Genomic DNA, 14,512 nt, shown 5'->3' on the forward strand with positions numbered 1-14,512 from the left:
AACATCTATTTACTTGTCATAACGCTTTCTTCCGATGTAAAGTTATATTTGTAATTAAATATCTCGGGGGTGCCAATCGATGAATGCTAGATTAGAAAATTTAATGCAATGGCTAAAAGAAAAAAACGTAGAAGCTGCGTTCTTAACTTCTACACCGAACGTCTTCTACATGACAAACTTCCACTGTGAACCACATGAAAGACTTCTTGGTATGTTTGTATTCCAAGAAAAAGAGCCTATTTTAATTTGCCCTAAAATGGAAGAAGGTCAAGCGCGTAACGCTGGCTGGGCACATGAAATTATCGGATTTACTGATACTGACAGACCATGGGATATGATTGCAAAAGCAATTAAAGACCGCGGCATCAATGCAAATGCAGTTGCAATTGAAAAAGAACATTTAAACGTAGAACGCTACGAAGAATTAACAAAGTTATTCCCAAATGCAGCTTTCAAATCAGCTGAGGAAAAAGTTCGTGAACTTCGTTTAATTAAAGATGAAAAAGAACTTTCTATTTTACGCGAAGCAGCTAAAATGGCGGACTACGCTGTTGAAGTTGGTGTAAATGCAATAAAAGAAGATCGTAGTGAGCTAGAAGTATTAGCAATTATTGAACACGAATTAAAAACAAAAGGCATACATAAAATGTCATTTGATACGATGGTATTAGCAGGTGCAAACTCTGCTCTTCCACACGGTATTCCAGGTGCAAATAAAATGAAACGCGGCGATTTCGTACTATTTGATTTAGGCGTAATCATTGAAGGTTATTGCTCTGACATTACACGTACAGTGGCATTCGGTGAAATTTCTGAAGAACAAACTCGCATTTATAACACAGTACTTGCTGGACAACTACAAGCAGTTGAAGCATGTAAACCAGGTGTTACACTTGGCGCAATCGACAACGCTGCTCGTTCTGTTATCGCAGATGCAGGTTACGGGGACTTCTTCCCACACCGCCTTGGTCACGGACTTGGAATTAGCGTACACGAATATCCAGATGTAAAAGCTGGTAACGAGTCTCCATTAAAAGAAGGTATGGTCTTCACAATCGAGCCAGGTATTTACGTACCAAACGTAGGTGGCGTTCGTATTGAAGATGATATTTACATCACAAAAGACGGATCAGAAATTTTAACGAAATTCCCGAAAGAATTACAATTTGTGAAATAATAAAAAAGGCAGCGTGATTGCTGCCTTTTTTATTTCTCTACTATTTCAAATTTAACACCATCTTCTCCTCATACTTATCATCCCATTTAATCACAACCGCTATCGGTTCATCTTTGGATAGGGGCGTACAACTGACACAAGAAGACTTCATTTCAACCTTTGCTCCTTTATGATTTTCTGACGTTTGTGTCATTGTGCTAAAGGATCCATTAATAGCAATCTCTAAATTTTTAAATTCTGTATTCCCATCCCCGCCCTTATACTGAAACGTAAACATTCCATCTTCACTGTCGTCCTTAATATATCCTTTATATTGCCCCGTCCAACTTTTGCTCTCGCTAGAAAAAGTAACATACGAAATCGAACAACTCCCTAAAAAGAAAATACTTATAAAAAAGACTAATGCTCTCTTCATCATGCCCCTCCATTCAAAAGCAATTATTTATTGTCTATTTCTTCCTCTTATTATATTATAAAAATACAGAATTTTCTAAAACAGGAGGTTTATATGTTACAACAACAGTTAGAAAAAATTCGTAATAATAATTACATATTGGATAACACACTTAACATTGATTCTTTAAGCTCCAATATGCTTGAGCATATCGGTGTTACTGATAGCTATTTAAGAGACAAACTTATTTACTCTACTTTTTTTCATCTCATCAAAAAGGAATACATTTCACACACACAATTACAGAAACTATTATTAGAAAGCATGAGTGAAAAATATTTATTGTATAAAATTCATTCGGATGACGAAGATGCTGTATTTACCCGCGCATTTACAACATTATTAATTGCGCTCATTATTGATGCCGATACAAAATATAATTTCTTATCACGGAATGATATTTTAACTGTAAAAGATCAATTGATTCTATATATGAACAATGAACATGATTTCCGTGGATATGTGCAAGACCACGGCTGGGCACATAGTATCGCTCATGCCTCTGATACATTTGAAGCGCTTGTTCGTAGTCCTAAACTGGAAACTTTACATTACGAAGAAATATTACAAACTTTATTAAACAAAGTTTGTGTCCATTCTATTTACTACAAATATGAAGAAGACGAGCGACTCGTTTATCCGATTGTCTCAATGCTACAAAATAGTCTAAAGGAAGACGTACTCATATTAGCCCTTCATGACTTAGTAGCTCAATTACCAGTCCAAAAACAAACACTACATATTGAATCATACGAGTTTCTATACGGAAATATAAAATCTTTCCTACGCAGCTTATTTTTCAGACTACGTACACTTTCTATATGTGAAGAAACCGAATGCGAAATTGAAAAATTGCTACGAGAGCTTCCAAAATATTATTAAAAAAGAAGGCCACTCAAAAAGTGCCTTCTTCTATTTCACTAATATTTAATTGAAATTTCACGATCCAAACTGAGAAAAGGTGGACAAGAATCGCAAACGCCATACATGCTCCGCTTAAAAAAGTTAGTATAGGATGCGAATACACGTGCCCTAATCCATAAGATATCGCCACGAAAAACATTGTTATGTAAATATAAATTGCTCCATGTATTTGCCTCATATTAACCTCCTTTTCCCATATTATAACATAAATTTTCTGATTATTCACATTAATCTCTTGTAATCAATATTTCTCAACTGTTACACCTCTAACAGCAGCCTTAATATACGGTATTCCTTGTAAACTTTGTAAATCCTCTGTTTTACCTGTTACGACTACACCGTATATTTATAAGTCTTTTACTACAAAGTTTTTCATCTCATTATAGTTTTCCCTAAAATACTTTTGATACCCCCCTTATTTTCACTTAAAGATATCTAAATACAGCTTTTCTTCAAATTTTTTTTCAAAATAAAAAGCACACCTACCTTGATGCGCTTCTCTCAAAAATACTATTCTATTATTTCATCACGTCCTTCACAACATCTTGAATCATAACAACCTCTGTTTTCATATCAACAGATGGTGCTTCTTCATCAATACATTCATGCCAAAATTCTAAGTGCTTTTTATCAATTTCATGATGAGAATTTTCGACAAGAGCCCCGCCTTCTCCTTGCACAGAATACCAATATAAGTATTCTTCTCCATCTCTTATTTCCCGGAAAATTGTCTCAACGTACATCTTTTCGTCGTTTAGTGTCAAAAGCACTTCTTTCATATTGTCATTAAGAAGCTGCATCCATGCATCTACACACTGACTTTTACCTTGTTTCACTTTGAATCTCGTTAACTCTACATTCATTTTTATTCCCCCGTTTTCTTGCGTACAAACAATCTATATTCTATTGGATGATTAAAACTTAATTTACTAGCTAGTTTTTGCGAAGGAATATTGTCTACATAACAATCCCAGCACGGTGTAATATCATTTTGCATGCAATGTTCAATAAACCGCGTTGCAACAGCTTGTGCTAATCCTTTTCCTTGATATGATTCATGCGTCACAATATCAATTTCAGCAAATCCATTCCCATTAAATATCGAAACACATTCAGCTACAATCATCCCATCTTGTTCTATACAAAATCCAAAGCCATTATTTAAAAATGCTTCAGTTGATCCCCAATATTCTTTATAATACACCTCTGTAAATTCATTGCTTCGTTCTATATCACTTTTATCAATACGCTTCACTTCATATGTATTTTTGTTTGCATCTCGTTCTCTCTCTTCAAAAATTTCTCGTTGAAATTTCATTCGCAGGATGTTCCGAAGTGTATTACTAAAACGCTCTTCTAACTTCATTTCCCACTCGTCACTCGAAGTGAACAATGTAAATCTCTTCTCTGTTTTTTCAATAGCCATTTTTAAATACGCAAATAAATATTCGTTATAATTGTGATCATCCGTATCACCAAATACATAATAGATACCGTTAGCTGTACGAATTAACCCTGCTGTTAACTTCTCGTTTGTAAAAACTTCACCATCTATCATTTGATCACATACCGCATAAGCAAACGTCGTCGTTTTTGTATGACTTTCTAAAATCGGAAAGATTTTTCTATACTCAGCTACAGATAATTTTTTCATAACTGCTCCACTTTAATCGTATCAGCTTCTATATTTTCAAAACAAAGATTTACTGTTCTCTTTAATGCTCTCGTTCTATGAATCGTGCATGCTGGAATTAAGATAGAATCATCCGGCTTTAAAACTGCTGTTTCTCCATCTTCAAAATCGATAAGTAATTCTCCCTCTAGCACAATGAATAATTCATCCGAATTAGAATGATAGTGCCAATCATATTCACCAGTAACTACAGCGATTCGTAAGCAATGACTATTTACATTTGAAACGACGAAGTTTTTATGTTGATCTTGAATGTCCTTTGTTAATTCTATTAAGTTCACAGTTTCCATCTTTCGTCCCACCCTTTCATTAGTCGTTCTTCTGAAAAAACAACTTAGTCTCCACCACCTCCGCAATCTCCTCCACTATCACTTGAGCTGCTACAATCGTTGCTACTGTAGTCACCGAATCCACTTGATGAGCTTGAAGCATCTGAAGATTTTTTTCTCATTTTTCTTTGCTTATCGTTCTTACTTTCATAACTAGGCCACACTTTATTAAATAATATAAAGAATAAGACTAGCTCTATTGCGACAAGGAGATACCCAAAAACATTCTCAATAATATTGGGTGTTATCCCAAAACTGTAAAACACCCTAGCTGAATAAAGACACAAAATTACATACAGAGCCATACAAATATACCGAAATGTTTTCTCTATCATAATGACTATTTTTTGTGATAGAGGTATGTTCTGTTCCTGTTTTTTCTTCATATACTTTTGTCTTTTAACTTGCCTTTTCTTCCGCTTTTTACTCCCCATTAAATCTCCTCTTTCGACTTCTTTTTTCATTTAATTCCAAATTATCACAAAAAAAATAACATTATAACAAGCTATATTTCACGTAAAGTTTTGTTTACTTTTTGTAAAGTTTTATTTACTTATTACCTAAAAATGGATATAGTAAATGTAACAAATTTACAAAAAGGAGACTTTGTATATTTGATTAAAAATAAGGTGAAACAATTCCGCGTCGTTAGAGACATCACCCAAGAACAATTAGCTTCCTCTGTTCAAATCACTAGACAATCCCTCATCGCTATCGAGAAGAATAAATACAACCCGAGTTTAGAATTAGCATTGAAATTATGTGAGTTTTTCAACTGTAAAGTAGAAGATTTATTTCAATTAGATAAAACTGGGGAGGAAAAAGAATGAAAAACCCTTTTAATCAAAAGTTCATTTCGCATCTTACCTTTTTATTGTTAGGTTCAACTTTTCTTTATTTCACTAGTAATGATGAAGAAAAAATTACTTCTGTCCTTCTATTCGCTGGCGTATTTATACTCTTAGACTCGATACTATTCGTAGTGAAACAAATATTCTTTAAGAAAAAAAAGAGCGATCCCGAAAAATATCCATTACCTGAGATGGATGAAAGAATCGAGAAGATGAGTTTAAAACTTATGGCGCAAATTTTTGGTCTCTCTCATTTAATCGGTTCTGCGATACTATTTATTTTATATATCACTGACAAAAATTCGATGATACGAGTTGAGTATGCCTTGTATTACTTATTCGGCATTCTTTTCTTTACAATGATGTTCGGATTGAAAATTGTAAAGAAACTAGACAATTAGCCTAAATAAAAAGCCCCTCCTTACAAAAGGAGGGGCTTACATGTATTTCTATTATGATAAAGCAGGAGCTTTTTCAAGAAGCTCTTTCGCATCAGCGTATTGTAAGCCGTGAGCTTCTGCAACTGCTTCGAATGTTACATATCCATCTAATGTGTTAATACCTTTTAGTAATGCAGTGTTACCTAAGCAAGCATCTTTGTAGCCTTTGTTCGCAATTTGTACTGCATATGGTACCGTTACGTTTGTTAATGCAAGAGTTGATGTACGTGGAACTGCTCCTGGCATATTAGCAACTGCATAATGAACAACGCCATGTTTTTCGTAAGTTGGGTTGTCGTGAGTTGTAATACGGTCAGTTGTTTCGAAAATACCACCTTGGTCAATCGCGATATCTACAACGACAGAACCTGGTTCCATTGATTGAATCATTTCTTCTGTTACAAGTTTTGGCGCTTTTGCACCTGGAATTAATACCGCTCCAATAACAAGGTCAGATTCTTTTACAGCTTCTGCAATGTTGTATGGATTAGACATTAACGTTTTTACTTGGTTACCGAAAATGTCATCTAGTTGACGAAGACGCTCTGCACTTAAGTCAATGATTGTTACATCTGCACCTAAACCTACTGCAATCTTAGCTGCGTTTGTACCAGCTTGACCACCGCCGATAATTGTTACTTTGCCGCGTTTTACCCCTGGAACGCCTGCAAGTAAAATACCTTTACCGCCTTTGTTTTTCTCAAGGAATTGTGCACCGATTTGTGCAGACATACGACCAGCTACTTCACTCATAGGTGCAAGTAATGGTAAAGAACGATTGTCTAATTGCACTGTTTCGTATGCAATTGATACAACTTTGTTATCAATTAATGCTTTCGTTAATTCTGGTTCTGGAGCTAAGTGTAAGTATGTGAATAAAATTAAACCTTCGCGGAAATAGCCGTATTCACTTGCAACTGGCTCTTTTACCTTCATAACCATATCTTGATTCCATGCTTCTTCAGCAGTTTCAACAAGTTTCGCACCAGCTTGTACGTATTCTTCATCTGTAAAGCCTGATCCTATACCTGATCCTTTTTGAACAAAAACTTCATGACCATTTTGTACTAAATGTACCGCTCCCGCTGGCGTCATTGCCACACGGTTTTCATTATTTTTAATTTCTGTTGGAATACCGATACGCATTATTAGTTCCCCCTTGAGTTATGAAATGACCCCTGAATCATTTTTAAAGCGCTTTCTACGCTCTTATATTTTAACATAATATCTCAATATTTGACAAAAAATAATACAAGTTTTCCGATAGATTTAATCTTACATTAAAGGACAGTATTATCCGCACCTCTCAGCGTAAAGGATAAACTGTCCAATTATTCAAAACTTCACCTTATTTCGCTCTATCGATGTCTATGAATAACATCTACTGCACCAGTTACTTCAATAATTGTACCGGTAATCATATCGGAATCGTCTTCACATAAAAACGAAATCGTTCTTGCGATATCTTCACCTGTTCCAGATCTACCAATTGGTGTTTTATGTTCTTTCAATTGACGTGCTTCTTGAATTGTCGCTTCTTTCATTTCACCAATAATATCACCAGGACATACCATATTTGCAGTAATACCATATTCTGCTTCTTCGTAAGCAATTGTTTTCGTTAATGAAACAAGTCCTACTTTCGCTGCTGCAAAAGCTGAACGATAAATCCATCCCGGTGCGCTATCTGCCCCTTGGAATCCGTAATTAATAATACGGCCAAAGTTCTGTTTTCTCATAACCGGAACGACAAGTTTTAATAAATGAAATACCGCTGTTAAATTACCCTGAATCATTTCATTCCATTCGTCTTCTTCATAATCGACTAACTTTTTTCGTTCAAATACATATGGACCAGCATTATTAATTAAAAAGTCAATTTTACCAAAACGGCTTATCGCTTCTTCTACTATTTTATGTAAATCTTCCTTTTTCGTGACATCCGCTTGCACGAATTGTAGACGCTCTTCCATATTTTTATATGTTTCTTTCATCGTTTCCATAGCAGTTATATCGCTATGATATGTTACTGTTACTGAATACCCTTTAGCCAATAACTTTTCTGTTACTTGCTTTCCTAAACCTTTCGTACCGGCTGTAATGAGCGCGTGTCTCACAAACATGCCTCCTTTTAAATTGCTATACTTCATATGTAACAAGTTCTCGCCTCAATTACAACTAAAATGAATTAAAGCAAAGTTTTCAAAATTCTGTAACGTTTCTGGCAAGCACATTACCAAAATTTGCTTTATAATAAAGTTGTAAACGGTAATAAAAATGATTGGGAGGAATTTACTATGAATAATACATATACAAATATTTTAATCGCGGTGGATGGTTCTAAAGAAGCAGAAAGAGCTTTTAAAAAAGCAATTCAAGTCGCAAAACGCAACAATGCAACATTAACAATTGCTCATATCGTTGATGTAAAAGCATACTCAGCAGTAGAAGCTTATAGCCGCGCAATTGCTGAACGTGCAAATCTATTTGCAGAAGACTTATTAGAAGACTACAAAAAAACTGCGCTTGAAGCTGGCCTTGAAAAAATTGAAACTGTATTAGAATTTGGTAATCCTAAATCTAAAATTTCAAAAGAAATCGCTCCAAACCATAAAGTAGATTTAATTATGTGTGGTGCAACTGGTTTAAATGCTGTTGAGCGTTTCCTAATTGGTAGCGTCTCTGAACATATTATTCGCTATGCGAAATGCGATGTCCTTGTTGTTCGTGGTGATGAGGAGCAAGGTGATCTTTAATTCATAAATAAAACACCAAGTCCACATGTTTTACTGGTGGATAAGGGAAATGAAGCTTTAGGCTTGAATGAACAATAAATACATGTTGCTCAACAATGATAAAAAAGGAGTGGGTAATCCACTCCTTTTTTTCACGAATGTGTAAGAAGAATAAAGATGTTTCATTTTACTCATAAAAATAAATCTTCTCTGTTTTTCTCCACTCTTACATGGATTTTAAAATCCTCATTTTTTAATTGATTTTCTAATCAAGTTTAAACTGTATTCTACTTAATTCTTTGAGTAATTGGATGGTCATCTTTTAGTTGTAACAAATCCCATAAATTCCCGTACAAATCCTTGAATACTGCAACTATTCCATATTCTTGCTCTTTCGGCTCTCTCACAAATTCTATTCCTCTTGAAATCATTTCATTATAATCTCTCCAAAAATCGTCAGTATTTAAGAAAAGAAAAACTCTGCCGCCTGATTGGTTACCGATAAAGGAATCTTGCTCAGGTTTAGATGCTCTAGCCAGTAATATTGTGGTGCCGACTGAACCAGGAGGAGATACCACTACCCATCTTTTGTTTTGCTCTGGCTGATATATATCTTGGACTAGTGTGAAATTTAGTTTCTTTGTATAGAACTCTATTGCCTCATCGTAGTCTTTTACTACTAATGCGATATGAACTATTGATTGAACCATTATTATCCCTCCTATTATTACTGAATAAGCAAATTATAGTATAACATTTCTTGCTTTAATCTATCTATTAGCTTAATAACACAGGCTCTTGTTTTTCTTCATTTCACATACTTCACTATAAATACAAAACAAACAACCACTACAACAGCTACTTCAAATACATATGGCGGTAAGAACTTCAAAGACCATAATGCCATCATGATAGTCGCAACCATTAAATACGATTGTCGTGCATCTTCTGTCATTTTTTTACGAAGCAAGAATACATACAAATAACCGATTGGCGGCGTAATAAAGCAAAGAACATATATAATTTTAGATTTCAAATATCATTTTTGTTCCCCGAGCTTCTGTATATCTTCTTCTATTCTCTTATGCTCTTGCTCTCTCGCTTCTTCTACAAGCGGATTTTCCTCTTCTCCTCGCTTTTCTTTCATATAAGGAAGAAAGTGCACGAAAAAATAGTATGCAAATACGAACGCTCCAAATCCAATATTTAATCTTTCTAACGGAATATGCTCACTAAAAAAAACAGCAGCTATCACTAAAGAAAAACAATACGTCGTCATCCAAAATGAACGTTTTCTCTTTTTCCGTTCCATTTCTTTTTTATCTTGTACATGTTTTCTTTTCGAAAGCCATATCGAAATACAGCAATCTACTACAAATAGAATAAAGATAAATATCCCAACGTGTACTGTTTCTACATCCTCAAATGAAAAGATATTTGGGAATGCAACATGTAACACAATTAGCGTGTACAAAATTATCCCTATAAAATAAATACGTCTCATTTTCCATTCCTTTCTTATTTCCTAACTTTAGGTTAACATACATTTTTTAGAAATAGACGGACAAAATATATATGTTAAAAAAGGAGGATGCTATATGAATGATTCTGAACGTATTATTTTAGATGTGAACGGGAAAGAGCTTGAAATGTTAGATACAATCCGTACACATTTTAAAGAAAAACATGGTGTGGAACTAAGTAATGGTGCATTACTTAGAGATTTGATGGATATTGAGTATATTCGAATTACGGAAGATCGACATAAGTATGATTAACTTTAAGCAATAAAAATCACAAAAAAGGTACGCTTCTCTCTACTAAGATTCGCGTACCTTCTGCCCTATAAATCAATCAACTTCCAACAAACTCTCCAACTAATCCCTTCGCCTTCTCCAAAGCTTTCTCAATTTGCTCAAATCCTGTCCCGCCAGCACTGTTACGACGCTTTACAGCTGCATATGGTGAAAGAACTTCATACAAATCTTCTTCAAATAATGAGCTCATTTCTTTATATGTTGCAAGTGGTACATCTACTAAATAAATTCCTTTTTGTGTGCAGTGTAGCACTAGCTTCCCAACAATTTCATGAGCTTGACGGAATGGGAGTCCTTTGCTGGCCAAGTAGTCAGCAATTTCTGTTGCGTTAGAGAAATCTTGCGTCACAGCTTGCCCCATTTTTTCTTTGTTTACAGTCATCGTCTCTAGCATGCCTGCCATAATATGAAGGCAGCCTTCTACTGTTTTTACTGTATCAAACATTCCTTCTTTATCTTCTTGCAAGTCTTTATTGTAAGCGAGCGGTAATCCTTTCATGACTGTAAGTAAACTAAATAAATTACCATATACTCTGCCTGTTTTACCACGAATAAGTTCCGCCATATCCGGATTTTTCTTTTGTGGCATAATGCTGCTTCCCGTTGCGTATTGATCGCTCATTTCAATAAATTGAAACTCTTGGCTACTCCATAAAATAAGTTCTTCGCAGAAGCGTGATAAGTGCATCATGAGCATAGATGAGTTACTTAGGAACTCCAGTATGAAATCACGATCGCTTACTGCATCTAAACTATTTTCATAGAGTCCATTAAATCCAAGAAGCTCCGCACTATATTCTCGGTCAATCGGGAATGTTGTCCCAGCTAACGCTCCTGCTCCTAATGGTGAAATGTTAATGCGCTTTAATGAATCTTCATAACGATTCACATCACGCTCTAACATCCAAAAGTAAGCGAGAATATGATGAGCAAATGAAATTGGCTGCGCACGCTGCAAATGCGTATAACCAGGCATAATGGTTTCAATATTATTTTCTGCTTGATGAACAAGAACAGTTTGCAATTGTTTTGTAGCTTTTATAATATGTTCTACTTTTTCTTTCAAATATAAATGCATATCAGTCGCTACTTGATCATTACGGCTTCGTCCTGTATGAAGTTTCCCTCCTACTTCACCGATTTGTTCAATTAACATTTTTTCAATGTTTAAATGAATATCTTCTGCTTCTACTGAGAATTGAAGCTTATTCTCTTTTGCTTCTTTTAATAAATACTGAAGCCCTATCTTTATTTTCTCTGCTTCTTCTTTCGTAACGATACCTTGCTTTGCTAGCATCGTTACGTGCGCAATACTTCCCTTTATATCTTGATTTACTAATTGTTGATCGAAGGAGATGGATGCTCCAAACTCTTCAACCCACGCTTCCGCTTCTTCTGTAAAACGTCCGCCCCAAAGTTTGCTCACGCTTCCACCTTCTTTTGATTCACTTGGCTGTATACTTTCGTCGGTAAACCGAATAATGAAATGAATCCAACTGCTGCATCATGATTAAATTCGTCCTGAGCAGTATATGTTGCTAATTTTTCGTCATATAAAGAGTACTCAGATTTACGTCCTTCTACAATCGCATGGCCTTTAAATAATTTCACACGCACTGTACCTGTTACATTTTTTTGCGTTTCTTGTAAGAAAGCATGAAGCGCTTGTTTTAAAGGAGAGAACCATAAACCGTTATAAATAAGTTCTGTTATTTTCTGCTCAATCACCGGTTTAAAATGTGCTACTTCTTTTACGTGCGTTAAATCTTCCAGCTCTTTATGTGCTGTGATTAACGTCATTGCCGCTGGACATTCGTATACTTCACGCGATTTAATACCAACGAGGCGATTTTCTACGTGATCGATACGTCCAACGCCATGTTTTCCAGCAAGCGCATTTAACGTTTTAATTAATTCTGAAAGTGAATATGCAGTGCCATTTAAAGTAGTCGGTACACCTGCTTCAAAGCCGATTTCTACAAACTCTGGTTTATTCGGTGTATCTTCTAATGCCAATGTCATCTCATACGCATCTTCTGGCGGCGCTGCCCATGGATCTTCTAAAATACCACATTCGTTACTGCGTCCCCATAAGTTTTGATCGATTGAAAACGGGCTGTCTAAATTAATCGGAATGGGTACATCGTTTTCTTTTGCATATGCAATTTCTTCTTCACGTGACCATTTCCATTCACGTACAGGCGCAATCACTTCTAAGTAAGGATTTAACGCTTGAATAGAAACTTCAAAACGAACTTGATCATTCCCTTTCCCTGTACATCCGTGTGCAACTGCAGTCGCCCCTTCTTGTTCTGCAATTTCTACTAATTTCTTAGCGATAAGTGGACGAGATAATGCAGAAACGAGAGGGTATTTCCCTTCGTATAACGTGTGCGCTTGCATCGCCATCAATGCATATTCATTTGCAAATTCCTCTTGAACATCAATCATATATGATTTAATTGCACCTACTGAAAGTGCCTTTTCTTTTACGAATGCTAAGTCTTTACCTTCCCCTAAATCTAAACAAAGCGCGATAATATCATAATTCTTCTCTTGTAACCATTTAATTGCAACGGAAGTATCAAGACCTCCAGAATATGCTAATACCACTTTTTTCTTCTCCATTTTGCATCCCCCTAAAGAATAAATATTCATTTTCTTTTATAATAATACACACTTTAACACCTTTCACAAAATGTATCAAGAGTCATTTTCAAATTTTTTCAAACAATTCCGTCGAGCTTCTTTCTGTTTTCATGTACAATATAAGCAGGAAAACGGGGGTGAACTTATGGAAAAATATTTCTTATACGATGATCATCTAGGAATTGAAATTCCGTATTTACAAGAAGATTGGGAAGATATCCCCGAAAAAATACAGCATGCTATTTTATTAAAGTGGGAACAAGTTCGAGGAAAGATTCCTGATCGTATAAAAGAACTCGAGCACTCTATTAATGCAAAACAGCATCATTTAAATAACGAAGAAAACTTCGAAATTTCTTGCAAACTTAATTCAGAAATTGCCGATCTCGCTTCCATCATTAATGACCTTTGGCTTTGGTATCGACTCACTCAAAATGTATCTGAGGGAAAAGCACACCAATGAAAAAAGCATGTCCCTCAATTACTTTGGGTCATGCTTTTTTGTCGTAACACGATTTACAATATATTTCTTGTGCTGTTTTCGCTAAACACACATCGAACGGTCCAACTAATATACTTCTTTCCTTTGGCAACTTTACAAAAGCAACGAGCTCTTCTTCATATTGAATCTTTTTCTGACATGAAACGCATACTAATTCTTTTCTTTTGAACATGTCTTTTAGCATATCTTCTCTCTCCCTTTCATCTATCTATATTGATATAATCTCATAACAATTAAGACTTGTAAAAAAATGACACATTCTGAAGCGAATTATTCATATACTATGTACAAAAGGAGGTCTCAATTTTATGCGAGCTTTCATTATTATCGCTTTAACTTTTTTAAGTGTGATTAGCTGGGATGCGTTTTTTAAAGATAAAGGTGATCAGAAAGATACAACTGAATAAACGCCATCTCTTTCTTACTTATTGGACAAACTTTAAAACACTGTCCAATTCTGCAAAATAACTTAGGCTTTTCTACAAAAATATTTAAACATAACAATTTTTGTAGATTTCCTCCGCTTATTGTCGGTTTCCATCCGCATACATTTTTTGAAAGTATGATATAATAATATAAATCTTGAAGGAAGGGATTTTGATATCATGATCGCTCGAAGGAGCATGTGGCATCGTATTGACGAATCATACACGTAGCGTATTTTTCAGCTCAGATACTTTAGTCTAGCGAAAAAAATACGAGAGTGGGGAAATTATGATTGCCCGAAGGATAATTTGGCAAAAAAAAGACTCTTCTTACACGTAGCGTTTTGTTTAGGACTTAATTGTTACTAGCTAAACAAAACAAAGAAGAGCAGGATTGCTAAATGAAGAATCCTACTCCACGTTTTGTTTAGTCGTTTTAAGACTTAAACTAAAACGAAGGTAGGGAGAATTGATGGACGAGAGGATTATTCGTTATTTCTTCAGCGACATATAGCG

The 14,512-nt window shown here is 35.2% G+C and carries 19 protein-coding genes and 2 pseudogenes; 7 read left to right on the forward strand and 14 right to left on the reverse strand.

What is annotated here, in order from left to right; translation table 11 throughout:
- Positions 1-79 precede the first annotated feature (79 nt).
- Complete coding sequence (gene pepQ / locus CER22_RS17935; RefSeq protein ID WP_000994030.1) at positions 80-1,177, forward strand: Xaa-Pro dipeptidase; 1,098 nt, start codon at positions 80-82, stop codon at positions 1,175-1,177.
- A gap of 40 nt (positions 1,178-1,217) precedes the next feature.
- On the opposite strand, the gene CER22_RS17940 is transcribed toward pepQ, so the two are convergent.
- Positions 1,218-1,595, reverse strand: coding sequence for a hypothetical protein (locus CER22_RS17940; protein ID WP_088609294.1), 378 nt, complete (start codon positions 1,593-1,595; stop codon positions 1,218-1,220).
- A 90-nt stretch (positions 1,596-1,685) separates the two neighbouring features.
- Here CER22_RS17940 and CER22_RS17945 point away from each other — a divergent pair, with 90 nt between their 5' ends.
- Complete coding sequence (locus CER22_RS17945) at positions 1,686-2,513, forward strand: DUF2785 domain-containing protein (RefSeq protein ID WP_088609295.1); 828 nt, start codon at positions 1,686-1,688, stop codon at positions 2,511-2,513.
- Between the two features lie 13 nt (positions 2,514-2,526).
- Here the strand turns inward: CER22_RS17945 and CER22_RS17950 are convergent, their stop codons facing one another.
- From CER22_RS17950 to CER22_RS17975, 6 genes and pseudogenes are all read right to left on the reverse strand, one after another.
- Positions 2,527-2,733, reverse strand: a complete 207-nt coding sequence (locus CER22_RS17950) for a hypothetical protein (RefSeq protein WP_001248904.1) — start codon at positions 2,731-2,733, stop codon at positions 2,527-2,529.
- 63 nt (positions 2,734-2,796) lie between these two features.
- A pseudogene (locus CER22_RS33685) lies at positions 2,797-2,987 on the reverse strand (anti sigma factor C-terminal domain-containing protein); the annotation flags it as partial.
- Between the two features lie 86 nt (positions 2,988-3,073).
- Positions 3,074-3,418 (reverse strand): DUF6176 family protein, encoded by a 345-nt coding sequence (locus CER22_RS17960; RefSeq protein ID WP_088609296.1) that lies wholly within the window; start codon positions 3,416-3,418, stop codon positions 3,074-3,076.
- A gap of 2 nt (positions 3,419-3,420) precedes the next feature.
- Positions 3,421-4,209: a GNAT family N-acetyltransferase gene (locus CER22_RS17965; protein WP_088609297.1), complete on the reverse strand. Its 789-nt coding sequence runs from the start codon at positions 4,207-4,209 to the stop codon at positions 3,421-3,423.
- A complete protein-coding gene (locus CER22_RS17970; RefSeq protein ID WP_088609298.1) occupies positions 4,206-4,538 on the reverse strand; it encodes a cupin domain-containing protein in 333 nt (110 codons plus the stop codon). The genes CER22_RS17965 and CER22_RS17970 overlap by 4 nt, the downstream gene beginning before the upstream one ends.
- 44 nt (positions 4,539-4,582) lie before the next feature.
- Complete coding sequence (locus tag CER22_RS17975) at positions 4,583-5,011, reverse strand: hypothetical protein (protein WP_088064561.1); 429 nt, start codon at positions 5,009-5,011, stop codon at positions 4,583-4,585.
- Between the two features lie 180 nt (positions 5,012-5,191).
- Between CER22_RS17975 and CER22_RS17980 the strand changes: the two genes are divergently transcribed.
- Positions 5,192-5,407 (forward strand): helix-turn-helix transcriptional regulator, encoded by a 216-nt coding sequence (locus CER22_RS17980; RefSeq protein WP_000594567.1) that lies wholly within the window; start codon positions 5,192-5,194, stop codon positions 5,405-5,407.
- Positions 5,404-5,829 (forward strand): hypothetical protein, encoded by a 426-nt coding sequence (locus CER22_RS17985; protein ID WP_087985399.1) that lies wholly within the window; start codon positions 5,404-5,406, stop codon positions 5,827-5,829. The genes CER22_RS17980 and CER22_RS17985 overlap by 4 nt, the downstream gene beginning before the upstream one ends.
- A gap of 51 nt (positions 5,830-5,880) precedes the next feature.
- Here the strand turns inward: CER22_RS17985 and ald are convergent, their stop codons facing one another.
- On the reverse strand, positions 5,881-7,014 hold the full coding sequence (gene ald / locus CER22_RS17990) for an alanine dehydrogenase (protein ID WP_046956217.1): 1,134 nt from the start codon (positions 7,012-7,014) through the stop codon (positions 5,881-5,883).
- 212 nt (positions 7,015-7,226) lie between these two features.
- Entirely contained in the window at positions 7,227-8,018 is a 792-nt protein-coding gene (locus tag CER22_RS17995; protein WP_060486605.1) for an SDR family oxidoreductase, read from the reverse strand.
- A 147-nt stretch (positions 8,019-8,165) separates the two neighbouring features.
- Here CER22_RS17995 and CER22_RS18000 point away from each other — a divergent pair, with 147 nt between their 5' ends.
- On the forward strand, positions 8,166-8,624 hold the full coding sequence (locus tag CER22_RS18000; RefSeq protein WP_001066680.1) for a universal stress protein: 459 nt from the start codon (positions 8,166-8,168) through the stop codon (positions 8,622-8,624).
- Positions 8,625-8,890: 266 nt separating this feature from the next.
- Here CER22_RS18000 and CER22_RS18005 read toward each other — a convergent pair whose 3' ends face one another.
- Together CER22_RS18005 and CER22_RS18010 are read right to left on the reverse strand one after the other, a co-directional pair.
- Entirely contained in the window at positions 8,891-9,313 is a 423-nt protein-coding gene (locus CER22_RS18005; protein ID WP_088064563.1) for a VOC family protein, read from the reverse strand.
- Positions 9,314-9,411: 98 nt separating this feature from the next.
- Positions 9,412-10,107 (reverse strand): annotated as a pseudogene (locus tag CER22_RS18010) (hypothetical protein).
- Positions 10,108-10,201: 94 nt separating this feature from the next.
- Here CER22_RS18010 and CER22_RS18015 point away from each other — a divergent pair.
- Positions 10,202-10,381 carry a hypothetical protein gene (locus CER22_RS18015; RefSeq protein ID WP_046956214.1) on the forward strand — a complete coding sequence of 60 codons (180 nt, stop codon included), beginning with the start codon at positions 10,202-10,204 and terminating at the stop codon, positions 10,379-10,381.
- A 76-nt stretch (positions 10,382-10,457) separates the two neighbouring features.
- Here the strand turns inward: CER22_RS18015 and argH are convergent, their stop codons facing one another.
- Together argH and CER22_RS18025 are read right to left on the reverse strand one after the other, a co-directional pair.
- Positions 10,458-11,846: an argininosuccinate lyase gene (argH, locus tag CER22_RS18020; protein WP_087985402.1), complete on the reverse strand. Its 1,389-nt coding sequence runs from the start codon at positions 11,844-11,846 to the stop codon at positions 10,458-10,460.
- Complete coding sequence (locus CER22_RS18025) at positions 11,843-13,048, reverse strand: argininosuccinate synthase (RefSeq protein WP_000412317.1); 1,206 nt, start codon at positions 13,046-13,048, stop codon at positions 11,843-11,845. The genes argH and CER22_RS18025 overlap by 4 nt, the downstream gene beginning before the upstream one ends.
- A 166-nt stretch (positions 13,049-13,214) precedes the next feature.
- On the opposite strand from CER22_RS18025, the gene CER22_RS18030 reads away from it, so the two are divergent.
- Entirely contained in the window at positions 13,215-13,532 is a 318-nt protein-coding gene (locus CER22_RS18030) for a radical SAM protein (protein ID WP_088064564.1), read from the forward strand.
- Between the two features lie 28 nt (positions 13,533-13,560).
- On the opposite strand, the gene CER22_RS18035 is transcribed toward CER22_RS18030, so the two are convergent.
- Complete coding sequence (locus CER22_RS18035; RefSeq protein ID WP_000910293.1) at positions 13,561-13,755, reverse strand: hypothetical protein; 195 nt, start codon at positions 13,753-13,755, stop codon at positions 13,561-13,563.
- Positions 13,756-14,512: the final 757 nt, after the last annotated feature.

The organism is Bacillus sp. K2I17, assembly GCF_002209985.1.
GTDB lineage: Bacteria > Bacillota > Bacilli > Bacillales > Bacillaceae_G > Bacillus_A > Bacillus_A wiedmannii.